This window comes from Bacillus sp. RC251, assembly GCF_044908765.1.
Taxonomy (GTDB): Bacteria; Bacillota; Bacilli; order Bacillales; family Bacillaceae_G; genus Bacillus_A; species Bacillus_A wiedmannii.
In genome coordinates, this window is the sequence record NZ_JBIYDP010000001.1 from 1387789 (window position 1) to 1413347 (window position 25559).

General features: G+C 34.2%; 27 protein-coding genes and 1 pseudogene. 18 read left to right on the forward strand and 10 right to left on the reverse strand.

Translation table 11 applies throughout. The features are described 5' to 3' along the window. Window positions 1–26 precede the first annotated feature (26 nt). The 3 genes from ABH961_RS07050 to ABH961_RS07060 all read left to right on the forward strand — a co-directional run bounded on the left by ABH961_RS07050 (window position 27) and on the right by ABH961_RS07060 (window position 4390). Window positions 27–623, forward strand: coding sequence for a DUF1349 domain-containing protein (locus ABH961_RS07050; RefSeq protein WP_098076231.1), 597 nt, complete (start codon window positions 27–29; stop codon window positions 621–623). Between the two features lie 223 nt (window positions 624–846). Continuing rightward, complete coding sequence (locus tag ABH961_RS07055) at window positions 847–2601, forward strand: ABC transporter ATP-binding protein (protein WP_098047833.1); 1755 nt, start codon at window positions 847–849, stop codon at window positions 2599–2601. After that, window positions 2594–4390 (forward strand): ABC transporter ATP-binding protein, encoded by a 1797-nt coding sequence (locus ABH961_RS07060; RefSeq protein WP_404519097.1) that lies wholly within the window; start codon window positions 2594–2596, stop codon window positions 4388–4390. Before ABH961_RS07055 ends, ABH961_RS07060 begins: the two co-directional genes overlap by 8 nt. Before the next feature lie 408 nt (window positions 4391–4798). On the opposite strand, the gene ABH961_RS07065 is transcribed toward ABH961_RS07060, so the two are convergent. From ABH961_RS07065 to ABH961_RS07080, 4 genes are all read right to left on the reverse strand, one after another. Next, window positions 4799–4924: a hypothetical protein gene (locus ABH961_RS07065; protein ID WP_255258476.1), complete on the reverse strand. Its 126-nt coding sequence runs from the start codon at window positions 4922–4924 to the stop codon at window positions 4799–4801. A 272-nt stretch (window positions 4925–5196) separates the two neighbouring features. Then, a complete protein-coding gene (locus ABH961_RS07070; RefSeq protein WP_060488762.1) occupies window positions 5197–5982 on the reverse strand; it encodes a sulfotransferase family 2 domain-containing protein in 786 nt (261 codons plus the stop codon). A gap of 591 nt (window positions 5983–6573) precedes the next feature. Beyond that, window positions 6574–6720 carry a hypothetical protein gene (locus tag ABH961_RS07075; protein ID WP_001030513.1) on the reverse strand — a complete coding sequence of 49 codons (147 nt, stop codon included), beginning with the start codon at window positions 6718–6720 and terminating at the stop codon, window positions 6574–6576. Window positions 6721–7304: 584 nt separating this feature from the next. After that, window positions 7305–8441 carry a BclA C-terminal domain-containing protein gene (locus tag ABH961_RS07080; protein WP_098642315.1) on the reverse strand — a complete coding sequence of 379 codons (1137 nt, stop codon included), beginning with the start codon at window positions 8439–8441 and terminating at the stop codon, window positions 7305–7307. Window positions 8442–8838: 397 nt separating this feature from the next. Here ABH961_RS07080 and ABH961_RS07085 point away from each other — a divergent pair, with 397 nt between their 5' ends. From ABH961_RS07085 to ABH961_RS07095, 3 genes are all read left to right on the forward strand, one after another. Further along, the gene (locus tag ABH961_RS07085) at window positions 8839–9306 is read left to right on the forward strand and encodes a hypothetical protein (RefSeq protein ID WP_098076226.1); all 468 of its coding nucleotides are present in this window, start codon (window positions 8839–8841) and stop codon (window positions 9304–9306) included. Continuing rightward, window positions 9299–9487: a hypothetical protein gene (locus ABH961_RS07090; protein ID WP_098076224.1), complete on the forward strand. Its 189-nt coding sequence runs from the start codon at window positions 9299–9301 to the stop codon at window positions 9485–9487. Before ABH961_RS07085 ends, ABH961_RS07090 begins: the two co-directional genes overlap by 8 nt. Window positions 9488–9761: 274 nt before the next feature. After that, complete coding sequence (locus tag ABH961_RS07095; protein WP_176519550.1) at window positions 9762–9935, forward strand: hypothetical protein; 174 nt, start codon at window positions 9762–9764, stop codon at window positions 9933–9935. 472 nt (window positions 9936–10407) lie between these two features. Here ABH961_RS07095 and ABH961_RS07100 read toward each other — a convergent pair whose 3' ends face one another. After that, a complete protein-coding gene (locus ABH961_RS07100) occupies window positions 10408–10668 on the reverse strand; it encodes a hypothetical protein (RefSeq protein WP_060488764.1) in 261 nt (86 codons plus the stop codon). A 280-nt stretch (window positions 10669–10948) separates the two neighbouring features. On the opposite strand from ABH961_RS07100, the pseudogene ABH961_RS07105 reads away from it, so the two are divergent. Further along, window positions 10949–11686 (forward strand): annotated as a pseudogene (locus ABH961_RS07105) (N-acetylmuramoyl-L-alanine amidase). A gap of 232 nt (window positions 11687–11918) precedes the next feature. Here ABH961_RS07105 and ABH961_RS07110 read toward each other — a convergent pair. Then, a complete protein-coding gene (locus ABH961_RS07110) occupies window positions 11919–12503 on the reverse strand; it encodes a LysE family transporter (protein WP_098076222.1) in 585 nt (194 codons plus the stop codon). Between the two features lie 114 nt (window positions 12504–12617). Here ABH961_RS07110 and ABH961_RS07115 point away from each other — a divergent pair, with 114 nt between their 5' ends. Further along, window positions 12618–13175: a helix-turn-helix domain-containing protein gene (locus tag ABH961_RS07115; protein WP_098076220.1), complete on the forward strand. Its 558-nt coding sequence runs from the start codon at window positions 12618–12620 to the stop codon at window positions 13173–13175. Window positions 13176–13581: 406 nt separating this feature from the next. Here ABH961_RS07115 and ABH961_RS07120 read toward each other — a convergent pair whose 3' ends face one another. Beyond that, the gene (locus ABH961_RS07120; RefSeq protein ID WP_404519101.1) at window positions 13582–14259 is read right to left on the reverse strand and encodes a BclA C-terminal domain-containing protein; all 678 of its coding nucleotides are present in this window, start codon (window positions 14257–14259) and stop codon (window positions 13582–13584) included. 210 nt (window positions 14260–14469) lie between these two features. Between ABH961_RS07120 and ABH961_RS07125 the strand changes: the two genes are divergently transcribed. Then, a complete protein-coding gene (locus ABH961_RS07125; protein ID WP_404519103.1) occupies window positions 14470–15435 on the forward strand; it encodes a DUF4183 domain-containing protein in 966 nt (321 codons plus the stop codon). A gap of 60 nt (window positions 15436–15495) precedes the next feature. On the opposite strand, the gene ABH961_RS07130 is transcribed toward ABH961_RS07125, so the two are convergent. Continuing rightward, window positions 15496–15786 carry a DUF4183 domain-containing protein gene (locus tag ABH961_RS07130; protein WP_001121646.1) on the reverse strand — a complete coding sequence of 97 codons (291 nt, stop codon included), beginning with the start codon at window positions 15784–15786 and terminating at the stop codon, window positions 15496–15498. 480 nt (window positions 15787–16266) lie between these two features. On the opposite strand from ABH961_RS07130, the gene ABH961_RS07135 reads away from it, so the two are divergent. Continuing rightward, window positions 16267–17544 (forward strand): exosporium glycoprotein BclB-related protein, encoded by a 1278-nt coding sequence (locus ABH961_RS07135; RefSeq protein WP_404519105.1) that lies wholly within the window; start codon window positions 16267–16269, stop codon window positions 17542–17544. Window positions 17545–17775: 231 nt separating this feature from the next. Here the strand turns inward: ABH961_RS07135 and ABH961_RS07140 are convergent, their stop codons facing one another. Together ABH961_RS07140 and ABH961_RS07145 are read right to left on the reverse strand one after the other, a co-directional pair. Then, entirely contained in the window at window positions 17776–18960 is a 1185-nt protein-coding gene (locus ABH961_RS07140) for a site-specific integrase (protein WP_483862360.1), read from the reverse strand. Window positions 18961–19039: 79 nt separating this feature from the next. Further along, window positions 19040–19510 (reverse strand): helix-turn-helix domain-containing protein, encoded by a 471-nt coding sequence (locus tag ABH961_RS07145; protein WP_071735167.1) that lies wholly within the window; start codon window positions 19508–19510, stop codon window positions 19040–19042. Between the two features lie 80 nt (window positions 19511–19590). On the opposite strand from ABH961_RS07145, the gene ABH961_RS07150 reads away from it, so the two are divergent. From ABH961_RS07150 to ABH961_RS07185, 8 genes are all read left to right on the forward strand, one after another. Further along, window positions 19591–19782: a helix-turn-helix transcriptional regulator gene (locus ABH961_RS07150; protein WP_404519108.1), complete on the forward strand. Its 192-nt coding sequence runs from the start codon at window positions 19591–19593 to the stop codon at window positions 19780–19782. 73 nt (window positions 19783–19855) lie between these two features. Further along, window positions 19856–20125: a hypothetical protein gene (locus ABH961_RS07155; RefSeq protein WP_000611694.1), complete on the forward strand. Its 270-nt coding sequence runs from the start codon at window positions 19856–19858 to the stop codon at window positions 20123–20125. Window positions 20126–20374: 249 nt separating this feature from the next. After that, on the forward strand, window positions 20375–22627 hold the full coding sequence (locus ABH961_RS07160; protein WP_404519110.1) for a VapE domain-containing protein: 2253 nt from the start codon (window positions 20375–20377) through the stop codon (window positions 22625–22627). A gap of 404 nt (window positions 22628–23031) precedes the next feature. Continuing rightward, a complete protein-coding gene (locus ABH961_RS07165; RefSeq protein WP_000152882.1) occupies window positions 23032–23259 on the forward strand; it encodes a hypothetical protein in 228 nt (75 codons plus the stop codon). A gap of 11 nt (window positions 23260–23270) precedes the next feature. Beyond that, window positions 23271–23660, forward strand: a complete 390-nt coding sequence (locus tag ABH961_RS07170) for a transcriptional regulator (RefSeq protein ID WP_000227040.1) — start codon at window positions 23271–23273, stop codon at window positions 23658–23660. A 415-nt stretch (window positions 23661–24075) separates the two neighbouring features. Continuing rightward, window positions 24076–24525, forward strand: coding sequence for a terminase gpP N-terminus-related DNA-binding protein (locus ABH961_RS07175; RefSeq protein WP_404519113.1), 450 nt, complete (start codon window positions 24076–24078; stop codon window positions 24523–24525). A 29-nt stretch (window positions 24526–24554) separates the two neighbouring features. Next, window positions 24555–25037 (forward strand): DNA repair protein Rad50, encoded by a 483-nt coding sequence (locus ABH961_RS07180; protein WP_404519115.1) that lies wholly within the window; start codon window positions 24555–24557, stop codon window positions 25035–25037. Further along, a complete protein-coding gene (locus ABH961_RS07185; RefSeq protein WP_404519117.1) occupies window positions 25037–25525 on the forward strand; it encodes a hypothetical protein in 489 nt (162 codons plus the stop codon). The genes ABH961_RS07180 and ABH961_RS07185 overlap by 1 nt, the downstream gene beginning before the upstream one ends. Window positions 25526–25559: the final 34 nt, after the last annotated feature.

The following is a 25559-nucleotide window of genomic DNA, read 5'->3' on the forward strand; positions in this document are numbered from 1 at the left end:
TATAAAGGCTTTATTATGGAGGAACTATGAATATATCGTATATACCTAAACATGTTGAGCAGCTCACTATAATGAATGTCCCTGAATATTATAAAATTAATGACAACCGGTCGTTTATCGTCTGTTCCAAAGCAGAAACAGATTTCTGGCTTAAAACACATTATGGTTTTGAAGTAATGAATGGTCATGTATTTTATAATGAAATGATGACAGACTTTCAAGCTGAAGTTCAATTGTGTATGAATCCAAATTCAAAATACGATCAAGCAGGTCTTTTTGTTATGATTTCGGAAAAGTGTTGGTTGAAAACTTCATTAGAGTATATTCCAGATGGCCCTTCTCATTTAGGAGCTGTCGTAACGAATAATGGATATTCTGATTGGTCAACACAAGACTTTCCAACAGAATTAGCTAACGAGCAACTTCGTTTTCGAATTGTTCGTAAACGTGGCGATTATATAATATATGTAAAAAATAGCTGTCAATGGGAACAAATAAGAATTGCCCATTTGATGGAGGATATAGGGAATGCGCCTGTTAAAATAGGTTTTTACACGTGTAGTCCTTCTAAAAACAATGGATTTGAGACTGAGTTTTTAGATTTTACAATTGAAGAGATATAGATGAAAAGCCGTATTCTTTCTACTTAAGAATACGGTTTTTCTATTTGTGTAATATAAAGCACATTTATTGACCAGAAAGTCATTAATGCTTATCATTTAATAATGTTAAATATTAATTTGCATAATATAATAGAAGTACTGGAAAAATCAAAAAATATATGGCTTAAGTAAGGAGGGTATGAATTATTAAATGGTAATTTCATAGGGAAAAAGGAGATTAAGTATGAAATCATTTCGCGAATTATTACAGTATTTAAAACCATATTTGTTCTTCGCAATTATTGGACCGCTATTTATGGTACTTGAGGTTGCGATGGACTTAATTCAACCGACTATTATGCAACATATTATTGATGTTGGGATAGCAAATCGTGATTTGAATTATGTAATAAAAATGGGGCTTCTTATGATAGGAGCTGCAGCACTCGGTTTAGTTGGAGGACTTGGGTGTATGATGTATTCTACAAAAGCAGCTGTTAATTTCGCTACAGACATACGAAAAGATGTATTTGCGAAAGTAGAAACATTTTCTAGTGAAAATCGTGATTCATTTGGAACTGGGAAATTATTAACGATTGTGACAAATGATATTACTTCTATTCAATCGGCGATGACGATGACATTACGTGTACTTGTTCGTGGTCCTTTGTTATTTATCGGAAGTATAATAATTGTTTTTGTAACAGCACGTGAGTTATTTCCTATATTACTTGTGGTTGTTCCAATTTTATTACTTGCGATTATATTCATTGCAAGTAAAGCGAGCGGAACGTTCAAAAAAGTGCAAGAAGCATTAGATAAAGTGAATACAAAGCTACAAGAAAATTTATCTGGAGTACGTGTTATTAAAGCGTATGTAAGACAAAAATATGAAATTACTCAGTTTGGAAATGTTAATACAAATTTAACGAAGATAAATATTCGAGCGGTGCAGCTTATTTCCATAATGATGCCAATCATTATGTTAGTTGTAAGCGGCGGGATTGTCGCAACATTATGGATTGGTGGAGAAAAAGTATTTGATGGAACGCTTCAAGTAGGAGCTATTTTAGCGTTTATAAACTATTTGAATATTATTTTAATGTCACTTATGTCTATAAGTATGGTATTTATGCAAATCGCGCGAGCATTTCCATCTGCGGATCGTGTACAGCAAGTTTTAAATACTGAGGCTGATATTACGACGGAAACAAATGCGATTGCACCTAAGCAAATCGAGGGAGAAATTGACTTTAAAAATGTTAGTTATAGTTACACGAAAAATAATGAATATGTTTTAAAAGATATTTCATTTAACATATGTAAAGGTGAAAAAGTAGGAATTATCGGTTCTACAGGAAGTGGTAAATCTACTTTAGCAAAACTGTTACCGCGTTTATACGATGTTGATCAAGGGGAAGTATGCATTGATGGAATAAATGTTAGAGCATACGATTTACAAAAACTTCGTGCTTCAATCGGGTTTGTACCTCAAAAGGCATTATTGTTTTCAGGTAGCATAGAAGAGAACTTACGTTATGGTAAAGAAAATGCAACGAATGACGAACTGGAAGTAGCGGCTTCATCAGCTTGTGCGACTGAGTTTATTAACAAGTTGGAAGATTCATATCAATATCATTTAACACAAGGTGCAACGAATTTATCAGGTGGACAAAAACAACGTGTATCAATTGCAAGGGCACTTGTGAGAAAGCCATCCATTCTTATATTAGATGATTCTACATCAGCAGTTGATGCGAAATCAGAATCTAACATCCAATCGGCATTAAGAACAGAATATAAAGGAACAACAACATTATTAATCGCCTCTAAAATCTCATCTATAATAGATGCTGATAAAATTCTCGTTTTAGATAACGGTGAATTAGTTGGTGATGGTACACATGAAGAATTGTTAGAACAATGTGAGGTATATCAAGAAATTTATCTTTCCCAAGGTGGCAATTTACATAAAGAAGGTGGGAAAGAACATGCGTAATTTTCAAGGGCAATTTGCTAATAAAGGTGGGCGTAACGAGCCTAAAATGGGTGAAGCTAGAAACACAAAAGGAACTGTATTGCGAGTATGGAACTATATGGGGTATCAAAAGGCTGCTCTTACGTTCGTTATATTTTTAGTATTTGTTACGACGTTACTTGGGTTATTAGGTCCTTATTTAATGGGAGTAATTATAGATCAATATATTGTACCGAAAGATTTAAGCGGTACGGCGAGAATGTGTTTGTTACTTATCGCGATTTACGGTGTAACAGTATTGTTAACTTGGTTACAAACATTTGTCATGGTTAATGTTGCATTAAAAACGATACAAAAAATACGACAAGATATTTTTGAGAAAATCCAAACGCTTTCTTTACGTTTTTTTGATGTACGTTCGCAAGGGGATTTAATGAGTCGTGTGACAAATGATATAGATAATTTGAATCAAGCGTTGACACAAAGTGTGGTACAAATTATTTCATCTGCATTAACCTTTATAGGTGTAACGATTGCGATGTTCGCATTAGATTGGATATTGGCGATTGTTACTTTAATTACAGTACCTATTATGTTTTTCGTTACAAAAAAACTAGTTGCTTATAGTGGTAAAAACTTTGCGAAGCGACAAAAAGATTTAGGAGAATTAAATGGTTTTATTGAGGAAGCTATAACAGGAGCGGATGTTACAACGTTATACGGGAAAGAAAAAGAAACTGTACAAAATTTCAATAAAATTAATGAACAACTAAGAATTTCAGCTACGAAGGCGGATACATTTTCAGCTTTTATTTTTCCGAGTATGAACTTTATTAATAACTTAGGTATGGGACTTGTAATTGGGACTGGATCAATTATGGTTTTAAATGGAATGACAACAGTAGGTGTCATTGCGGCTTTTATTAATTATTCTCGTCAATTCTCAAGACTACTAAGTCAATTCGCCACTTTAATGAATACAATTCAAGCGGCAGTTGCTGGTGGAGAACGTGTCTTTGAAATTATGGATGAAGTACCAGAAATTCAAAATAAAAAAGATGCATGCATTGTACAAAATTTACAAGGGCATGTTGCACTCGAGAATGTTTCATTTGGTTATGAGGAAAATAAAACGATTTTAAAAGAAGTGAGTCTTAAGGCACAGCCAGGGGAGACAATTGCTTTAGTTGGTCCAACTGGATCGGGCAAAACAACAATCATTAATTTGCTAACTCGCTTTTACGATATACAGCAAGGGCAAATTCATATCGATGGAAAAAATATAAAAGATTATGATATTAATTCGTTGCGGAGTAAAATAGGAGTAGTTTTACAAGATACGTACTTATTTGCTGGGACGATTATGGATAATATTCGTTATGGTCGATTAGATGCTAGTGATGATGAAGTAATCAATGCAGCTAAGGCAGCATCTGCACATTCTTTTATTAAACATTTACCGAATCAATATGAAACAAAAATTGCTTCAGAAGGATCGAATTTAAGTCAAGGACAAAAACAACTTCTTGCGATTGCGCGGGCGATTTTAGCAGATGCAGATATATTAATTCTCGACGAAGCAACATCAAATATTGATACGAGAACAGAATTGCAAATTCAAGAAGGACTAAATAATTTAATGAAAGGTCGAACAAGTTTTGTAATCGCTCATCGACTGAAAACGATTGAAAAAGCAGATCAAATTCTTGTTATAAAAGATGGAAGTATTTTGGAAAGAGGGAATCATGAATCCCTTATGGAAGATAGAGGATTTTACTTTGATTTGTATACGAGTCAGTTTAAAATTTAATAAAAACTTTAATATAGTGCGGTTTCTCTAGAAAGGAGAAACCGCATTTTTATATTTGAAAACATTACTATCCAAATAGTCGTTCACTAAATGTTTAACTGCGTCTTCTTGTATCCCAAGTAAAACTTACGAATAGCGGTTTAAGGTTATGAAAACATCTTTATAACCCAACTGTTCCCCCTACAATATTTGGATGTGTACCTTGTTTCAAAAGTAGTGTTGCATGAGTATGACGTAAACTATGAAATCGAATTTTTTTAATTCATATTTTGTTAAATAAGTCTTAAAAATATCATGAAATCCACCGCGACAACCCCATGTACCTTTTTTAGTGCTAACAACTAAATCACAATCCATATACGCTTGACCAAGTATTAATTTATCAGTGTTTATTGTAATTTTATGTTTTTATAATGCTTCAATTGTTTTTTCATCAATTGGGATTAATCGTTTGGAACTTGAAGTTGTTGTATCTAATACAAGTTGATTATCCGGGTTTAAAGTTTGACTAATAACACGTAAAAAAACGCTCATTATGAGTGCTTTTTAGTTTGTATATAATAGTGAAATAATTGAACTTTGATTATATACAATGGCATTGGAACAAATAGAGCCAATGACGGCAACCTTAACGAGTATTTCACGTTATATTTATACGTTTTAATGATTTAATAAATAATACAATTTGAATTTTATAAAAAAAAGACACTGCTTCCAGTGTCCCAACTTAATACAAGAGTTTTATGAGGAAACTTAAATAGGTGAATTTAAGTTTCTCTATAATATATGAAACTGCAATTAGAAAATCATTTATTTTTTAAAGGGGTTAATGGGTAATTGTACGTGCTAAAATCTATATTAAAAATATCTTGTACTAATTGGATAGTTTCATGATCATAAAAACTATCGTACGTTGGGAGGCGTGGGAATAAAGGGTCAGTAATATCAGCATCTGCAAAATTACCTTTAAAAATCGCCCTGTCTTTCTGATGATGCCATGATTTGGTTAGTATTTGTAAAGGAGAATTTTTTAATTGATATGTTTGTTCTAAGCGCACAATTTCAGTAGAGAAATTTTCAAGGTAGATATACTTTGTAACAAACTCTTCCTCACCTGGTTCATATTGCTGCATTAAATGAGGATCTACTTGTTCTAAATCTATCATTTGCGCTTTTAAGTAGTAGAGAAAGATTTTAAATGAAATAGGTTTATTACAAAATTCATTACCATAATAAAAATTCCGAATAGGATTCCATGCTGGGTTTTCTATATAAGGGGGGGCAATTAGTGAAAAGAATGAACTTACAGCTCTTGTATAGGGGTTTCTCACTAATTTATAGGTATCTTTTCTGTTTGAATATAAAGCCGCAGCTAGTTCAATAAAGTAGTCCGAAGAGTTTTTGTATATTTCATTTTCATAATTATGAATGAAAGAATCGTATTTTATGGCTTGTTTAAATAAATTTATTTGATAAAAAAACCAATGTGCAAGAGAGGTACAGCCACTTTTTTGACTCCAAAATAAAATTAAAGGGAAGTTAGAATTAAAGAGGGGAACGCGTCCATATTTAATAATATTTGCAAAAGACATGGCTAGCCTCCATTCAGTTATGTCAAGTACTTTTAGTTTATGAATAAAGAACTTGGCATATGAACAAGAGAAGAGAAGTAAAATAGATAATTTAAAATAATATAATTCTGAAATGAAAGAGTTATTTTATAGAAATGTGAAAAGAGCACACAGAAAATGTGTACTCATCACAATCTAAATTATTTTAAGGACCATGATATATCATCAAGGGCTTTATAAATATAACTATACATACGGTAAAAGAGATACTTTGGATTGTATTTTTGTTTCCAGTTCATAATAATCACCCCTCATACAAATAGTTTAATTATATTATATAGTTGTTAATTCGAATGTTAAGAAAATCTGATGTGAATTAAGATAAATTTAAACAAAAGAGTTATTTTATAACCCAAAATAAAAGAACCCGTTTGTTATAAACGGATTCTTCACACAAGGTCTGCAAGAAATTCAAGGTAACTGGACCAGAGCACCATATAGAATTTCTTTTGATATTAATGTATTCAAAGAAATCTAAAATGTTAATAGTAATTAAACAAAATTCTTATTTTAAAGTTAAAGAGCGCCTTGTAGAGCGCTTCTTATAGCTAATTATGAATGTTTATGTTCAATCTTAGATTTCTTGCTTGGAGGAATAAAATGCTCTTGAACAAAGTTTTGATAGACAATACCGCCAATAATTACAATATAAAACACCGTACAAAAGAAGATTAAAATGTATTTTACTGCCTTGTTCATATTTGTACCGTCCTAAAAGAGAATTATTTAGATTTTAATAGGGTATGTAAAAAAAGGTGCATTTATACAAGGGAAGGGTAGCTAGCAAAAGTAAAACAAAATCTTTATTTAAAAACTAAAGAGCGCTTTTTAAAGCGCTCCTTAATAAAAATAAAAAAGAATACCTCATGATACTGTATGTATGTTTTTTAGGAATGTTCGAGATTTAATATAAAAACGCTATTTAAGTAGAAAACATTAAAAAGGACCTGATTAGGGGTGCGGGTCCTTTTAATGGAACAATAGAAGTTTGTGAAATTACCAATATATTACCATAAAAGGTAATCAATTTCCACAACCGGAGTGTTGAGAAATGAAAGAAAACAAAATAAAAAAGAGCACCATGCATAAGTGCTCTTTAAATTAGGAGGTAACACTTTGAGCTGGATGTTTAGGTTAAAAATATATGACGTAGAAAAGAAATAAGACTTAAAATTTATTTTCCACTCCATACAAAAAGAAGCTAGCAAATGCTAACTGTTTGTTGAAAAAAGAATCCAACCAAAGTTATTTACTGACAGAGTTTCAGGAAACAAATGATTAAATTAATCTAACTTTTCAATTACAATTGAAGCATTTACATTTGTTTGTGTTCCACCTGCCAAAGTCTGCAAAGTAACCGCAGCAGCGGAAGTATGATTATTAAGGGTAAGAATATCACCTGCTGCTAAAGTGAGAATTGTTTGCCCATTGTTTTGTTGAGTACCCGCACCTGATCCATAAATGGAGTTGGTAACGGGAGCCCCATTTAAAAAGAGGGCAAATTGATTAGGTTCAACTCCTGATACAGAAAAAGAAATTTTATAATCTCCAGCATTAATAACTGTCATCTGAGAAGTTCCAAGAGTATGAGTAAAACCGGATGTGATTCTACCGTGTGAATTAAAAAGAATAGGTGCTTCTAAGGCAACAACTTGAGCTGCTGTATTGAAAACATAAGCATACTGAGATAAACCAGATACTGTAAGACCGGCAGGCCCAGTAGGTCCGGTAGCTCCAGCGGTTCCTGGTAATCCAGTAGGCCCAGGAATGCCTTGGATACCTTGAAGCCCAGTTGGTCCAGTCGGGCCGATAGGTCCAATAAGTCCTGGATTACCTTGAATACCTTGGATACCCTGAATTCCAGTCGCCCCAGTTATTCCAGTGGGTCCAATAGGACCAATAGGCCCTGGATTACCTTGTATCCCCTGAATCCCTTGACTTCCTTGAGGTCCAGTGGGGCCAGGAATGCCTTGGATGCCTTGGATACCTTGAAGTCCGGTTGGTCCTGGTGGTCCCCCGGAAGGTCCAGTCGGGCCCGTTGGTCCTGGCGGTCCCCCGGAAGGGCCGGTAGGTCCAATAGCTCCAGAAGGTCCAGTTGGACCTACAGAACCAGGAATGCCAGGAATCCCTTGAGGGCCGGTCGGGCCAGGAATCCCTTGAATGCCAGGAATCCCTTGAATGCCTTGGATGCCTTGGATACCTTGAATTCCAGAAGGTCCAGTTGGACCAATAGATCCAGAAATCCCTTGAGGACCAGTAGGTCCCGGGTTACCTTGAATTCCAGTAGGTCCGGTAGGCCCCCGAGGTCCACCTGAAGGTCCAGTAGCTCCAGTAGGTCCCGAAGGTCCAGTAGACCCGATTTGAGGCAAAGGAAAGGCGCATGGAAATGGGATGTGACATTTCTTTTTAAATTTACTCATTTTTACACCTCCGTTATAAATAACTAGCCAATTTTTATTTATACTTTAACAACTTATGAGCAAGCAGACATACGGGTGTAAGGAAAAACCATAAAAATCACATGAAAGGTTTTAAGAGCAAGTCTCTATTTCACATTCCATACCAAAAAGAGCACCATATATAAGTGCTCTTCTGACCAAGACCTATTGTAAACCTATGACTTGTGAGTGTTCTCGAAATTAATATATGATTCAACAATTATTCAGTGCAGGGGATATTAAAAAGAGCGCTTCGGAAAGCGCCCTTCTGTAGCGACTATCCACCCTAAAAAGAATGCAATATATCATCTGAAGTTACGTTTGTTTAATTGAGTGTTTTTTGTATAAAAATTTCATTTTGTAGAAAAGGGGAATGGATATGAGATTCATAGGAATGGTAGCAAATATGTTTAATGAGGAAGATCGTTACTTTAATGCAATTCAAGGACCATTGAATGTAGGTGAAAAGTATGAGGTTGGTGTGATTATTAATAAAGCTGTTTTCGGGGCAGTTGATGGTGTGTTTGTGGAGATACAAGAGTATTGCGGAAATATTGAAGGTGTTCATCTGTTCTCGCGATACAGCGTTTCAAAGAGAATGTTTGTCATCACTGAAATGGTAACTGGTAAAATCGTTTCTCATTCACCAGTTAGTTCAAATAGAGCATTTCTTAAAGCGCAATATATGGTGCGTAAAAATATTGAGAAATTGTATAAGAGTTTGGAAATCCACAAAAAGAGATGTTATGTGAATGTGTTGATTGAAGACATACCGGAGCATTTAAGAGAGAAAGTGATTGAGAATTGTAAACGGAAAGTTGAAACGAAGATGGTACAAGATGCATAGCTCAATAAAAGGTGCTTATTGGGACACTTTAGATAAAATAGCCCGTAAAGAAGATGATAAGGTGTTAATTAAACTTATGAGAGATGTAGAAAATGCTGTTGATGATGAATTTCTCAAGCAAATTGAAGAAGGAACATTATTTGGAGGATTACAGAATAAAAGAGCAGCTAGCAAAAACTAACTGCCCGGCTAGTTCTCCAAGGGGGAACAAGGAGAAAGTAACTTAATGGGTTGTCTACAGTATTGACGGAATATTGAGTTTTATTCAGGGCTGGTTCCAAAAAAGTGACATACCGCCAAAATATAAAATTATTAAAAGGACAATTACTATGAAAGCAATTAAAGAAACTTTCTTCCAGGAATTTTTCATTAGTAGACCTCCTTTATGAAGAATATTAACACTTTATAAGGAACTGAACAAAATAATCCTTTGAAAAGAAAGTGAGGTTAAAAGAATGGAGGGTAACGTAAAGCTTTTAGGTGATGATGGAATGTTAGGGATGGAGTTCAAGGAAAGAACGATCTGTGTTTATAACACGGAAGACGATGTGATGGAATTATTTTCTACGAGAGTGCACACTCAAAAAGTCATTGATTTTCTTGAAGAATGTAAAAAAGAAATGAAGTAAAAGTTCAACAGAGTAGATCGAACGGAGGGGAACCGTATCGTATGAATCAATTGTTATTTTTTAAAGACATCGATGAAAAGGAGATGTGAAGACTTGTGGTGAAAGAGCTGAGAAACTACAAAGAATTGTGCGTCCGGATGAAAAATCAAGAAGAGCAGGAAAATTAGCGAAGGGAGTGTGTTTATAAGCTAGTACGTTTATATTTTGAAAACTAGTTAAGCAAGGAGAAATAAAGGAAGTAAAAAGAAGCAGAAGAAAAAGATGATTCTGTAAAAAGCAACCATTTGGGTGCTTTTTCTTTTACACAAAACAAACGAACTCAATGAAAAAAATAGCGATGTATGAGATTTTTATACTAGTGGGTTTGAAATTTAATATAGTGCGGTTTCTCTAGAAAGGGGAAACCGCACTATATTAAATTTGTAAAGATAATTATAAATATAGAGTTGGATTTTTTAAAATACACGAATAGTTAGTAAAAAATAGCAACTTCAGTGCCAGATGGAAGAATTAATTTACGTGGAATTGTAATAATCTCAAGAGCCATCTGTGCTGAATAGAGAAGTATTGGAGTTAATTCTAAAGCGGGAGTTAATAATAATATAAAGCTCGTTAAAATTGCAAAGCTCCCCCAAAAGAAACTTTTTGAAGTGTTACGGAAATCTTTTATTAAAGAAAAGAAAGAAAAAAATGCTGTAACAATGAGTATCAAAAATTTATATTTATCAGTTATTAAACCCCTCCTAAAGAACAGTAAGTTATATTATAACGTATTTGTCTGTATTATAATAAAAAGATTTTGAAATCAATAGTTTAAAGACGTAAATGCCGCAACTTAAAAATATTAGTTGTGGTTTTTATTTTTAAGTTGCTTATTTTAGAAAATAGATAATCTAGAATTAAAAATTAAAAAATAGATTAGTGCCCAAATTTTGTTTGCTGGAGAAGTACTGGATATTTGACCGGACAATAAGACGAGCTTTGAATATAGTAATAAAAAAGGATGTGGAACAATGGCTAGATATAGTTTACACGCAGGGCACAATAGTATTGTACAGGGCGCAAATTATGGGAATCGGAAAGAACACATTATGGATCGCCAAGTTAAGGATGCGGTTGTTGCTAAATTAAGAGCATTAGGGCATACAGTTTATGATGATACTGATGAAGTAGGGACAACACAAGCGCAAAATTTAAATAACATTGTATCTAAAACAAACTAACATGATGTAGACTTAGTAGTTTCATTTCATTTAAACTCATATGATACGAATGCTAATGGTGTTGAAGTACTGTATTATGACCAACAAGCTTTATCAGCAAAGATAGCAGCGAAACTTTCAAAAAATATTGGCTGGTCAAATCGTGGTGCGAAGGAACGAAAAGATCTTTATGTGTTATCTAATACGAAAGCACCCGCAATTTTAATTGAACTTGGATTTATCGATAATGAAGCAGATATGGCAAAATGGGATCCAGATAAGATTGCTAATTCAATTGTATATGCATTAACTGGGCAATCTGGTGGGACAACTCCACCATCCAAACAAAATATCATTCAATCAGGAGCTTTTTCACCGTATGAAACACCTGATGTTATGGGAGCGCTAACGTCCTTAAAAATGACAGCTAACTTTATCTTACAATCGGATGGTCTAACATATTTTATTACTGAACCAACTTCAGACGCTCAACTTAAAGGAATGACGGATTACCTTGATCGTAAAGGTTGTTGGTACGAAGTTAAGTAAAGGTATTAGTTTAATAGAATTGCCTATTTTTAAAAAAATAGGCAGTAAAAAGAGGATTACTTATTATGAGTAATACTCTTTTTATAATATTATTTCGTATAAATATAATTAGATACAGGAGACTCCCACCTTAAAACTTAATAAGTGCTATATGTTAGTGGGAGGTTCATTAAGATATCAGCTATATTTGTAAAACATACCTTTAAAAAGAAAAGAAGTTTAAAAGTTGAATTTAATTAATTACAATTGAAATAGCACTGAAAACTAATAAAACGGCCATAATGATGTTAAATGATTTCGTATGTTTTAATAAAAGTTTTTGGAACATGGAACCAAATAAGCTCCAACTAAATGTACTCATTAACCCAACTATACCTAGAAATAATGAGAAAAGTAGAAAACTTGAATATGAATTATAGTAAGGGAGAATAAAAGTTGACACTACAGTCAGCCCAAATAGTATCCCTTTAGGATTAACAAATTGAAGAAAAATCCCGACTGTAAATAAGTTTTTATTATGTTTTTCATCTGGATCTGTACTAGTTTTACTAGTGAGTATTTTAAAGGCTAAATATAGCATATATATTACACCTAAAATTTTTAAAGGGAATTCGATTATAGGTAGGATATTAATTAGTACAATATTAAAGAAGCTACATAAGGAAGTGAGGATGAAAAATCCGAAAGCTACCCCAAAGCAAAATTGCATACTCCGTTTCAAACCATGTTGATTGGCATATGTCATAGCTAAAAAATTGTTAGGTCCGGGTGTGAAGCTACTTATAAAAACAAATAATAAAAAAGAAAATATAGGCATTTCAAAACCCCCTAATTATTTTGTGTGTTATAATGACCGAAAAGAACAATATAACGTGCGCTTTTTATTATACAAAACGGTCGTTATATTGTATATAGTGTAGGGGTGTTTTCTATGGAAGAAATTCAACTTATTTTAGCAAAAAATTTAAAAACAATACGTGAAAAAGAGAAAATGAGTTTAGAAAAGGTCTCTCAATTAACAGGTGTGAGTAAAACGATGATTGGACAAATTGAACGAGGAGAGTCAAGCCCAACATTAACAACGATATGGAAAATCGCTAATGGTTTGAAAGTGTCTTTTACTTCTTTAATCAATAATCCGCAACCAGATACGAAAGTTGTTTTACGAAATGATGTACAAGTATTATCAGAAGACAATGGGAGGTATAAAGTGTATCCTTCCTTTCCTTTTCAAGATGATAGGAACTTTGAAATCTATACGGTTGAAATTGAAACAGAAGGAAAATTGTGTTCGGAAGGCCATAAAGAAGGGACTGAGGAATTTATAACGGTGTTTGAAGGGGAATTGACAATTGAAATAAATGATAGTCAATATAAATTAAATAGTGGGGATGCAATTCGATTTAAGGCGGATAGACCGCACTCTTATCATAATTCTGGAAGTACGCTAACTCGGTTAAGTATGACCATTTATTATCCAGCTACATAAACTTGCAATTACATCAAGGATATAAAGCAATGTGTGTTGATAAACCATCTATAAGAGATGGTTTTATTTTATTAATTCATAAAAAAGGACACTCGTTTGAGTGTCAACATAATATTGCTCTCGCGTATAGGATTGGAGTATATTTCTCAAAAAACGTATTGAGATGGTTCGCATTTGAGAAACTGTCTTCTTATTCAATGTAACATCCGTAGGGAGAAGTGTAAATTGATAATGTATATACGGAAAATTTAGTATAGATGGTTATTACTATGAATATAGTACAAATTGTTTTTATTGCTTAATCACTGTCGTGAAATTATTGAAATATTATTAGCTTTAGGAATGACGTAATAGTTACTACTTTAGCAGCTAAGAATGTTTATTATAAAAAAGAATGAATCATTTATTAATCGATTCGTATAATTGTTAAAGAGGCACCTGTTGAACCACCTCCAACTAAATTAACTATGGATAATACGCCGAATATTTGAAGGGAAATTGTATTACCAGCAATTAAATTGGTTATTAAGTTATTATTATAGTTTGAAGTTGATATTGCGGGTGAAAAAATAGATCCGGGAAGTGGAGTCGAAGAGTTTAATAGTAGCCTTGTACCAGCAAGTAGAGAAGTTGTTGTATTAATTTGATAGGTTAAATAATATCTTCCAGTAACAGGAATTGTATATATATCATTTGTAGCGTTCACTGTAAAATTACCGAGACTTTGGTTATTAGAAAGTGGAATATTAGTTCCACCTAATATGACTGAGATGGGACCACCTAATGTATTATTAGCGAACATAGAGTTTGTTGTAATAATGGGTCCAGTAATGCCTGTGGGTCCAGAAATACCTGTGGGTCCAGTAATGCCTGTGGGTCCAGAAATACCTGTGGGTCCAGTAATGCCTGTGGGTCCAGTAATGCCTGTGGGTCCAGAAATACCTGTGGGTCCAGTAATGCCTGTAGGACCGGTATTACCTGTGGGCCCAGTAGGACCTGTCAGTCTGTATGGAAGAATAATTTCAAGAGCCAGTGATAATAGTTCTTTTTTCATTTTTTCATCCTTATCTTGAATATAAATCACCTCATTTTTAAATTAGAACGTAACCGATTTAGTATTTTGAAATGGAACTATCATTTTATTATATTATTACTACTAGTTATAGCAACGGTAAAAAGTTTACTATATGTAAAAATCATTTGAGAATGAAAAAAGTAGTTATGGAATTCTTCTAAAATGATAGATGTATTATTTTGTTAAGTAGTAAACAAAAATGTGGAACGAGGTATTAAAGTGAAGCGAGATAATAAACTATCAATAAATAAAGCTATGATAGAACCTGAAAACATTGGACCTACGTTTCCAGTTCTTCCCCCAATTTATATTCCAACGGGCCCAACGGGTTTAACGGGAATGACCGGTGCGACGGGTCCAACTGGTTTACCAGGATCACCGGGAGTAACAGGTCCAACTGGTTTACCAGGATCACCGGGAGTAACAGGTCCAACTGGTTTACCAGGATCACCGGGAGTAACAGGCCCGACCGGTTTACCAGGATCACCGGGAGTAACAGGTCCAACTGGTTTACCAGGATCACCGGGAGTAACAGGTCCGACTGGTTTACCAGGATCACCGGGAGTAACAGGTCCAACTGGTTTACCAGGAACAACGGGAGCAACAGGTCCGACGGGTTTAACAGGAATAACAGGAACAACGGGAGCAACAGGTCCGACGGGTTTAACAGGAGCAACAGGAGCAACAGGAGCAACAGGAGCAACAGGAGCAACAGGAGCAACAGGAGCAACAGGAGCAACAGGAGCAACAGGAGCAACAGGAGCAATGGGAGCAACAGGAGTAACAGGAACAACAGGAACAACAGGAACAACAGGTCCGACGGGTTTAACAGGAGTAACAGGAACAACGGGAGCAACAGGTCCGACGGGTTTAACAGGAGCAACAGGAATAACAGGAACAACGGGAGCAACAGGAGTTATTGGTCCCATAACAACAACTAATTTATTATTTTACACTTTTTCAGATGGAGAAAAACTTATATATACAGATTCAGATGGGATAGCTCAATATGGTACAACACACATATTACCTCCTGATGAGGTTTCCTATATTAATTTGTTTATTAATGGAATACTTCAACCACAACCATTATATCAGGTTAGTAATGGTCAGCTAACATTATTGGATAATCAACCACCAACGCAAGGTTCTTCAATTATTTTGCAATTCATCATTATTAATTAAAAAAGACAGATTCTTAAATAAAAAGAATCTGTCTTTTTGTTCTACATTAAAGTAGTTAAACTAAGTGACGATAAATTCGATTGTAATTGGAATTCCGCCGTCTAATGCATCTCCGCCAGGAATTGTAATAGCACCAGTAGGTCCAGTAGTAATACTGGAGTTCACACTAGGTTGAAGAATGCCGTTTACATAAAAGTTGTAATACGTAAAAGTCGGAAAAGCAGTTGCAGTAGTACCAGCATCGTTTAAACAAGCTGTAGCAGCAATTGCAAAAGCTGCACCTGTTCCTGTTCCAGCGCCTAGTGTAGATGTAAATCTTCTAGATGCCATAAATGGTTGAATGATAGGCAATTAATTCTCACTCCTATTCATATTTTATTGGAACGAAGTATGGAATAACTTGTCCACTATATTGTATGAGAGTTTTCTATAATAGAAACGGCTTTAGGATTAGAAGAGTGGCATAATTTTATTAAATGTATAATTTTTACTACAATTAAAAAGTGATGTTGATACTTGTGGAATATATGCTAAGGATAAATTTGAATTTTTGTATTTAAATACATAGGTGTTTTTTGGGTTTAAGAGATAAACGTGGAAAAATAAAATAAACGCTTAAGTTTAGGTGTTTAATCTAAGCACTCAATTATTAAAAACATATAATTAATATGTGAGTCATGAACATAATTAAATGACGTTTTCAAGTTTGATTATCATTCATGTTTCCTATTTTAAGAGAAACATATAACTCAACTACTTTTTTCAATCGCATCTTTTATAGTACTTAGAATAGGAAAACACTCAACTATAAGAAAAGTAAGGAGGAAATAAATGAAACATAATGATTGTTTTGATCATAATAACTGCAATCCGATTGTTTTTTCAGCAGATTGTTGTAAAAATCCACAGTCAGTTCCTATTACTAGGGAACAATTAAGTCAATTAATTACTTTACTAAACTCATTAGTATCAGCTATTTCAGCATTTTTTGCAAATCCAAGTAATGCAAACAGATTAGTGTTACTCGATTTATTTAATCAATTTTTAATTTTCTTAAATTCCTTATTACCTTCCCCAGAAGTTAATTTTTTGAAACAATTAACTCAAAGTATTATAGTTTTATTACAATCTCCAGCACCTAATTTAGGACAATTGTCAACATTATTGCAACAATTTTATAGCGCCCTTGCACAATTCTTCTTCGCTTTAGATCTTATCCCTATATCCTGCAACTCAAATGTTGATTCTGCAACTTTACAACTTCTTTTTAATTTATTAATTCAATTAATCAATGCTACTCCAGGGGCGACAGGTCCAACAGGTCCAACAGGTCCAACGGGCCCAGCAGGAACCGGAGCAGGTCCAACGGGAGCAACAGGGGCAACAGGGGCAACAGGTCCAACGGGCCCAGCAGGAACCGGAGCAGGTCCAACGGGAGCAACAGGGGCAACAGGTCCAACAGGAGCGACAGGTCCAGCAGGTACTGGTGGAGTAACAGGAGCAACAGGCCTAACAGGAGTAACAGGAGCAACAGGAGCAACAGGCCCAACAGGAGCGACAGGTCCAACGGGAGCAACAGGCCCGACGGGAGCAACGGGAACAACTGGTGCAACAGGTGGCGGAGCTATTATTCCATTCGCTTCAGGTACAACACCATCTGCGTTAGTTAACGCATTAATAGCTAATACAGGAACTCTTCTTGGATTTGGATTTAGTCAGCCTGGCATAGCTTTAACGGGTGGAACAAGTATCACATTAGCGTTAGGTATAGGTGATTATGCATTTGTAGCACCACGTGCAGGAACTATTACGTCATTAGCAGGTTTCTTTAGTGCAACAGCTGCATTAGCTCCATTATCACCTGTTCAAGTGCAGATACAAATATTAACTGCACCAGCAGCGAGTAATACGTTTACAGTACAGGGCGCACCTTTATTATTAGCACCAGCATTTGCTGTAATAGCGATTGGTGCTACAGCATCGGGAATCATTCCTGAAGCTATTCCAGTAGCTGCTGGAGATAAAATACTGTTATATGTTTCATTAACAGCAGCAAGTCCAATAGCTGCAGTTGCTGGATTTGTAAGTGCAGGTATTAATATCGAATAACTTGTGGTAATGTATTCTGTATATAGCCCCTCCTAATTTTATTAGGAAGGGCTATATTTTATGGGAAGATAGGTGATAAATCAAAATGTATGATTTATACTTTATTATTTATGGAATAAGTTAAATGATTTGAAAAAATTACCTATAAATAAAAAAGATGAATTCTATTAAAAATAGAATTCGATAGTATCAAAAGCCCTTATTATATCAGTATTTGTAGCATGTTTATTATTAACTAGCCCCAAAATCAGCCCCATTTTCTGTTAAACTCTGACTAAATAATTCTACTGACACGGATTCTATTTCCTTTAATACGTGACCATAAATTTCATAAATCATTTGTGGAGAATTCCCTAAACGTTCGGCAATCACTTTTACATTTAAACCTTGATTTAATAATATAGTGCAATGTGTATGACGTAAGCCATGTATTGTTATAGGAGGAAGCTTTGTTTTATTTAATACTCTTCTAAATGCATAAAAAACACAGCCATCTGTTATAGGTTTTCCAGTTTGGTATGATGTAAATACAAAAGAATCATCTTTTAGCTTGTATCCAAAAGACAACATTACCTTCATACACCATTTTCGGTATATCTTTAATTGATTTACTAATACATCATCTATTAAAATTGTTCTATAGCTATTTTTCGTTTTGGGTGATCGTATACCTTTATTATCCCTAGTGCGTTCAATAGTTATTGTTTTATTATCAAAATCAATGTTTTTCCACTGTAAACCACAGGCTTCACCTCTACGAATCCCTGTGTATGCAACGGTTAATAAAAATGTATAGTTCGTGGCATTTTCTTCGCGTTTAGCTATTGTTAAAAATTCAACTAATTGCTCAGGTGTGAAATAATTATTGTTTTCTTCTTTAATAGTTTCGCGATTTGAAAGTTTGATTTTTGTGAAGCGATTGCGAGACAATATTTCATCTTCTACAGCTGCATTAATAGCAATCTTAAATAGGGTGTGGAATAAATGAACTGTACTTGGTTTATATTTCTTTTCAAGTACATTTAAAAATTCTCTCTTATATGTTGTTCTATCCAAATTTTGTAACTTGAAATGGCCAAGCAATGGTTTCATTTGTAAGCGGATGGCCATTTCACGTTGCGCCCTGGATGCTGGTTTCCAACTGTCTTTATAAGTGGTATACCAAATATCCAACCACTCTCCAATGGTTAGTTGATCATATTCAACTTGTTTAGATTCACCACGTAGTGTTGTAACTTTCACTTCTAAAAGAGATTTGATGGCTTCTTTTTCTGATTTAAATCCACTTTTTTTCTTCTCTTTTCTTTTTCCTGTGTTGTCATAATACTTGTGACGATACATCCACAGTTTTTCATTCTTTGTATTGAAATAATAGTATATTTCGAGTTCTTTTGCTGATTTGTGTAACTTCACCATTACCATTCCTTTCATTGCTTTGGCTGGCGTATGCATAGGAATGGATAGGTATTGGATCTATTCAAAAACATGTGTAAATTTAGTTTTGTGCTTTAAGCATGATATTTGCCATTTCGTTTAGGAGGCGTAGATTGGAGTCGTTTAATTTATTTAATGTATCTATCATTTGTTTTTCAAACTTTATTTTTTTTTCTAACTCTTCCCAGTGTTGTTCCCATTTTCGTTGAGTTTCTTCCTCTATTTCTTTATATTCCTCTGTTTTCTTCCATTCTTCCTCTGCTTTTTCCCATTCCTCTGCACTCATTGCATTATTTTCATCGAAATGAAAAAAGTATCCAGCCTTCTTTATTAGTGTTTCACAATCATAGTTGTAAGCTTTGGCTAGCTTTTTTATTGTTTCAATGGATGGGCGATTGATTTTCCCTGTCCGAGGATCAACACCCTTTTCTAGGTTACTTAATTGTACATGACTAATTCCTATTAAATTTGCCATTTCCCTTAAAGAATGATTACCTCTAAGTTCTCTTAAAAGTTGTCCGAAATCATCCATTGGATTACCTCCTTATTTTTGTTAATCGTGCTTTACATAAGTTTAACACCATGATATATTATTAGCAAGAGGTGGTAAACATGGTTAACAAACTTAGGGAAGTTAGAGAAAAAAAGAAAATATCGCAGATTGAATTGGCGAAACGCTCTGGTGTGAGCAGAACTACTCTTTATAATATTGAAAAGGGTGGTGATACACGTGTTTCCATTGCACTCTCAATAGCCCGTTCACTTGAAGAGGATGTGGAAAAAATTTTTTATAATTCTTGTTAACCTTGTTTAACGATTTGCAGAAAGGTAAATAAGAACTATTTATATGAAGAAATTATTGAGATGAGGTAATTATATGATTCCTGCAAATGTGCAAGTAAATATTGATGAAAAAGCCATTAAGGAATACATACTGCAGCAAATAGATCAACAACTTCACGAAACCTTATTGATGGTTGATCTTGAAAAATTAGCAGTAATTACATCAATGAGTAAGAGATTCCTAGAAGATGAGATTTTATCTGATCCACGTATGAGATTAATAGAGCGACGTCGCAACAGAAAACGTTGGTGGTTCTATAAGCGAGCTCTTGAAGTAATAACAGAAATTGTAGATGAATGGTAAGCAACAACGCTTTGGCTGGCGTATGCATAGGAAACAAAGTCCATAAAAGATTAGGTGGATAATACTTATTAATTCAAATTGCTTGATATTTTATAGCAACGTCGATTTGGAAACAATTGAGGTGAATAGTTTAATGACAACTGCTGAAATACGTGAAGACAAGTTACATATGATTTTAGAAAAAGCGGAAAACGGTGATCCAAAAGCAATCGAAGTTTTAAAAGAAATTAATCGAATATTAAAGTAAGTGTGATAGTCCATCTTAAAAACATTATTCAGCATAAAGGAGGTGAGAAAGTGTTATCTACTATAACATCACATAAAGAAAAAATAGAGCTTAAATATGACAGGTTAATAGATATAACTAGTTTTAAATCCCTTACTAATACCAATGCATTTAACGAAAAAATATCATATGGAGAGTTCTTAAACAGGATAAGCGATCCTATGATAACTACCAAAAAAGGAAATGCAGGTGGTTTTGTAGGAGGGTATGTTCAAAATAAAAGAAATAAAGAAAATGTTAAAAGCAGAAGCATAATATCGATTGATATAGATGAAGTGCCACAAGGTTTAAATGTTCGGGAGAACATTGAGGGCTTTACAAATTTCGCGGTTGCTATGTATTCAACACACAAGCATACAAAAGATGATCCGCGGTACAGAATCATCATACCTTTGCTTTACGACATTAAGCCGGAACACTATGAGGAGGTTACACAATATTTAGTTGGCATTCTCCAATTGTGGATAGATGAAAGTTCTTACCAATTTGAACGACACATGCACTATCCAACTTGCAGTAACTCTATTGATTACGAATTTTATTATCAAGACTTACCTTTTTTTGATGCAAGTTTTCTTACAAAACAGCATGAAGAAATTAAGACATTTAAAAAGAGTGAAAAAGCCGATCCGCGCACAAAACAAAATTGGATTGGGGCATGGACAAATATTTATTCAGTTACGGATGTTTTGAACAATTTCTTATCAGATAAATATGAGCCATTTAGAAACAATAGATATACATATATTGATGGCAGTACTAAAGGTGGATTAGTTATTTATGATGAGGACACACATGCACATAGCAATCATTCAACAGATCCGATAAGCGCTAAGAATGTAAACAGTTTTGACTTATGCAGGCTGCATAAATTTGGTCATTTGGATAATGGCACGGAGGATATGAAGGACAAGCCTAGTTATAAAGCCATGATTGAGCATTGTAGGAAAGACGAAAAAGTGAGGGCGTATTACGAGGAACATATAAGTGGTGGACAAGGCATTCATAAACAAGAAGAACCAAAGGTACAAAATGAAATAGATTTTAAAAGAAATAGCAGAAACAAAATCCTTGTTAAAGCTGAAAATACTAAGAAGTTATTAGATTCAATGGGCATAGAGGTTTATTACGATGTTATAAGAAAACGTGAATACTTATCGTCATTAAATTTATATTTTGATGGTGAAATAGCAGACCATCATGCACAAGGGATTATAGAAGAAGCTATTGATATGGATTATTTCATAACGAAAGATAAACTAATTGACCATCTTTTATATTTAGCTAGCTGTAATAAGAAGAATAAAGTGGCTGAATATTTCTTAAATGTATCTAAAAAATGGGATGGAAAGAGCCGTATCGAGGAAGTTTTCGCTACATTAAACACTAGATCAGATAGAGAATTAGGAATTGCATACTTAAAAAAATGGGCAATCCAAGCTGTTAAACTTGCATTTAACGAAAATGGAAAGATGAATCAAGAATTTGTACTTGTCCTTCAAGGTTCTCAAGGTTGTGGGAAAACATTCTGGTTCAAGTTGTTATTTAACTCACTAGGTGATGATTATTTCAAAACAGGTAAAAGACTTAACCCGGAGAACAAAGACAGTGTAATCGAAGCAGTAAGCAACTTTGCTGTGGAGTTAGGTGAGTTAGATTCTACAATGAAATTTGAACAGGCGGCACTAAAAGCATTCTTTACAGAGAATGTTGACGAGTTTAGACGACCATATCAGAGGTTATCGGTTAAATATCCTAGGATGACTATATTTTTTGCAACTGTTAATGACGATGAATTTTTGAAAGATAAGACAGGAAATAGACGATACGCTGTAATAAACGTAGGCGATAAGATAAGTGACTTAAAAGCGATTGATATTGACCAGTTTTGGGGAGAAATCGCCACAATGGCGTTAAAAAATGCTTCCCACCTTCTTACTAGTGAAGAAGCACAGAAACAAAAAGAACACAACGAAGAAAGTGAACTGCAGACACATGAAGAAATTGAAATTTTAAGTGGATTTTCTTGGGGGGCATCTAAAGACTTGTGGACATGGAAGAGTAGTAAGGTCATCTTCAAGGAACTGGAGTTAACCAAGAATACAAAAAATGCAGCTACAGCACTTAAAAAGTATGGAGCAGTAAGAAAGCAAAAGGGGAAAGACAGAGAAAGAGGATGGATAACACCGCCTTTTGCTGGTAAACCTTCATGTTAATAGAGTGAACAGCTAATTGTTATGGTGAACACAAGCGAACACGTAGGTGAACAGGTAAAACACAAGTTGCTGTTCTACCTTTAAACCCAGTCATACCAATGGATAGAGGGAAAAGCGAACACCATGAACACCATAATCTATATAAAAGTGTAAAAGTAAGAATATAGAGAAGTAGGTAGAGAGAGTAGCAGAAGAATTCACAGTTTGTTACTTTTGCCGATTTCTGGTGTTCGTGGTGTTCATCCTACTCAAAACCTAGTCATATCAACGTTTTTGGGTAGAACTCTTAACGTAAAATGCGGTTCGCCTTGGTGTTCATATTTAGTCTAAATGGTGTTCACCCCAGTGAAGAGGTGGTGAGGTGCTTTTTCGGATACAAACTAAAAAATGAAGAGGGCGAGTAAATGACAATTAAAAAAGCTCCAATCGTACTAGCAATAGAAAGAGACGCAGCAGGAAATCTTAGTACGTGGTGTCAATATTGTAGAAAGTTTCATCATCACGGAACAGGTGAAGGGCACAGGGATGCACATTGTTTTGAGGAAGATAGTCCATATATTCGTACAGGCTATGTCCTTAAGAAGATGAAACTATCGGGTAAAGAGGTTGTTACAAAGAGTGAGCCTAAGTAGGTGATACGTAATTGGTTTGCCTTAAAGATTATCAAATGTTAGAAGAAGAAATCGCTTATTTGGAATACAAGTTTAATAGAATACATGCTGAATTAAAACGTCAGAGCAAATGGGATAAAGATATATTATCAATTAATACAGGCAATGAAGAAACAGAAAAGATACTGGATCAACTTAAGAGGAAGCTCACATTTAAGAAAGAAAAATTGCAACAGCTCGTTGACTTAGTGAGTAATTTCAAAAACTTAGAACAACAGATACTTAAGCTGAAAAACATTGATGGAATGACGTTAGAAGGCATAGGAGCCAAATTAAATTACAGTACGCATTACATTAAAGTGAAACATGCTGAGATTATGAGAAGAATCAAGTTTGCTGAGAGATTAAAGGTAAGAGGATAGAGAACTGTGGAAGGAAAATAAAATATTTTAAAAGCTATTTAATTAATTAAACAAGAATTGAATTGTTCATTTGTAAACAAAAATTAAAAATGAATTTTTATATAACACCCCCCACCTCTTTTTTAGAGAATGAATTGATGGGGGACCGGGCAACGCGAGGGGGGATTTCTCTTTTTATTTTCGCGTCGCGCACGTGAAAACAGAAAAAAGCGCAAAAAAAGATGCTTTCCTATTCTTTTAGGAAAACATTCATGTTTTTGATTGGTAAATTAAATTGTTACTTATGAACCTATAAACCGCATGAAATCAATGTTTGTTTTGTTAAATTTAGATTATCACAACTCAAATATACACGTCAAATAGTAATTTTCATTTTAAAAAATAATAAAACAAGTGATGAAAGGGTGATGAAAGTATGATTTCAAATGAAGACAAAAAACAAACAGCTTTTGAAATGTATAAAAGCGGAAAATACTCATTTAAAGAAATCGCAGCAGAATTAGAAGTCAAAGAGAGTACGCTAAACAATTGGCGTCACCGTTACAAGTGGGTAGAACTATCGGCGAATGTAGATCGCCAAAAGTTTTATGATTTACTGATGTCTAAATTGAAAGATAAAGGTCTAGAAACCGAAATGCAATTTGTAGACATGGTGAATACGTACATGAAATTTTTCGATATCAAAAACAAATTGATTAAAGATATTGAAGAACGCGGCGTATCTGTAATGAGTGTAACGGGATCAGTCAAAAAGAATGATTCTATTTCAGAATTAACAAAAGTTATCACGTCTATGTCAAAGTTGCTGGAGTTTTTAGGTATCGACATTGAAGAAGCTGAAGACGATGAAGAACTTTATGTATAAATAATAATATAACAGGAGGTCATGAAAACATGACACATTTAGAAAAAAGTTTAAAATTGAAAGAATTATTTTATCAACAAATCAAAACAGAAGAAAGAAGCCTTCCGGTCCTGGAAAAGCTAAAATTAGCGGAAGAGTGTCAAAGAAACGTTACGTCACGTGATGAATATGACCACATTACAAAGATTGTTGAAGAACTAAAAAAAGAGTATGCAGCCGAAAGGAAATTCGGTTACACGCCAACGGTTATTTTTAGCGAAGAAGACAAAGCCCAGGTGGCGAAAGTGATTAAGAAAGATATCAAAGAAATGGACAAACGTTATATCGAGTTACGCAAACGAAAAGATGACTTAGAAATGTCTATTGCAGATGAAGTTGCCGCTATTAATGTAGAACTAAATGAAATGCATGAAGCTCACAGAAAGTTAATGCATTGTAACGAGACTTACGGAGGATATTACTGTGAACTATATGAAATGGTTACATCTACAAAATCGGAGGTATTACGATAATGATTACAATATATGAAAAAATTCTATCGGCACGAGAAAGAAAACATGCTTACCATACCTATGATATTGAACTAACGCCGCTAACAGATGCAGGGAAAGTATTATTCGGTCGTATGGACTTATTAAAGGGAGAAATGGACGGACAAGTTAAAAACTGGTTAAAGAATGCTTTATCACGTAACAAAGGCAACTTCAAACCTAATGACAAATATACTTTTTACTATGATGATCTGAATGAATCAGAAGATCAGCGAGTAAATGAAGTGTTACGTTATGTAGAAAACAAGATTTATAGAAAATGGGAAACAAGTACAAAATGGGGTAATTTAAAATCTCCTATACTTGGAGTCGACTATTCAGTGAAGATTGAAAAGAGAGTTGATGTCCTGGACACGCCGAAAAATGGTGGCGAACAAAAAGTGCTTAAAAATCCAGCGATTGAAATTGAGAGAAAAGAAGTAAACGAAACGTTAGTTATTGAAGGTTAACATTTGAGCCCTTTTATTTAGGATTCCTTTCCAT

Bases quoted from the DNA above. Each gene is read 5' to 3' on its own strand.
- ABH961_RS07050 (WP_098076231.1), top strand. From the start codon at position 27: ATGAATATATCGTATATACCTAAACATGTTGAGCAGCTCACTATAATG.
- ABH961_RS07055 (WP_098047833.1), top strand. From the start codon at position 847: ATGAAATCATTTCGCGAATTATTACAGTATTTAAAACCATATTTGTTC.
- ABH961_RS07060 (WP_404519097.1), top strand. From the start codon at position 2,594: ATGCGTAATTTTCAAGGGCAATTTGCTAATAAAGGTGGGCGTAACGAG.
- ABH961_RS07065 (WP_255258476.1), bottom strand. From the start codon at position 4,924: ATGAGCGTTTTTTTACGTGTTATTAGTCAAACTTTAAACCCGGATAAT.
- ABH961_RS07070 (WP_060488762.1), bottom strand. From the start codon at position 5,982: ATGTCTTTTGCAAATATTATTAAATATGGACGCGTTCCCCTCTTTAAT.
- ABH961_RS07075 (WP_001030513.1), bottom strand. From the start codon at position 6,720: ATGAACAAGGCAGTAAAATACATTTTAATCTTCTTTTGTACGGTGTTT.
- ABH961_RS07080 (WP_098642315.1), bottom strand. From the start codon at position 8,441: ATGAGTAAATTTAAAAAGAAATGTCACATCCCATTTCCATGCGCCTTT.
- ABH961_RS07085 (WP_098076226.1), top strand. From the start codon at position 8,839: ATGAGATTCATAGGAATGGTAGCAAATATGTTTAATGAGGAAGATCGT.
- ABH961_RS07090 (WP_098076224.1), top strand. From the start codon at position 9,299: ATGCATAGCTCAATAAAAGGTGCTTATTGGGACACTTTAGATAAAATA.
- ABH961_RS07095 (WP_176519550.1), top strand. From the start codon at position 9,762: ATGGAGGGTAACGTAAAGCTTTTAGGTGATGATGGAATGTTAGGGATG.
- ABH961_RS07110 (WP_098076222.1), bottom strand. From the start codon at position 12,503: ATGCCTATATTTTCTTTTTTATTATTTGTTTTTATAAGTAGCTTCACA.
- ABH961_RS07115 (WP_098076220.1), top strand. From the start codon at position 12,618: ATGGAAGAAATTCAACTTATTTTAGCAAAAAATTTAAAAACAATACGT.
- ABH961_RS07135 (WP_404519105.1), top strand. From the start codon at position 16,267: ATGAAACATAATGATTGTTTTGATCATAATAACTGCAATCCGATTGTT.
- ABH961_RS07140 (WP_483862360.1), bottom strand. From the start codon at position 18,960: ATGGTGAAGTTACACAAATCAGCAAAAGAACTCGAAATATACTATTAT.
- ABH961_RS07145 (WP_071735167.1), bottom strand. From the start codon at position 19,510: ATGGATGATTTCGGACAACTTTTAAGAGAACTTAGAGGTAATCATTCT.
- ABH961_RS07150 (WP_404519108.1), top strand. From the start codon at position 19,591: ATGGTTAACAAACTTAGGGAAGTTAGAGAAAAAAAGAAAATATCGCAG.
- ABH961_RS07155 (WP_000611694.1), top strand. From the start codon at position 19,856: ATGATTCCTGCAAATGTGCAAGTAAATATTGATGAAAAAGCCATTAAG.
- ABH961_RS07165 (WP_000152882.1), top strand. From the start codon at position 23,032: ATGACAATTAAAAAAGCTCCAATCGTACTAGCAATAGAAAGAGACGCA.
- ABH961_RS07175 (WP_404519113.1), top strand. From the start codon at position 24,076: ATGATTTCAAATGAAGACAAAAAACAAACAGCTTTTGAAATGTATAAA.
- ABH961_RS07180 (WP_404519115.1), top strand. From the start codon at position 24,555: ATGACACATTTAGAAAAAAGTTTAAAATTGAAAGAATTATTTTATCAA.
- ABH961_RS07185 (WP_404519117.1), top strand. From the start codon at position 25,037: ATGATTACAATATATGAAAAAATTCTATCGGCACGAGAAAGAAAACAT.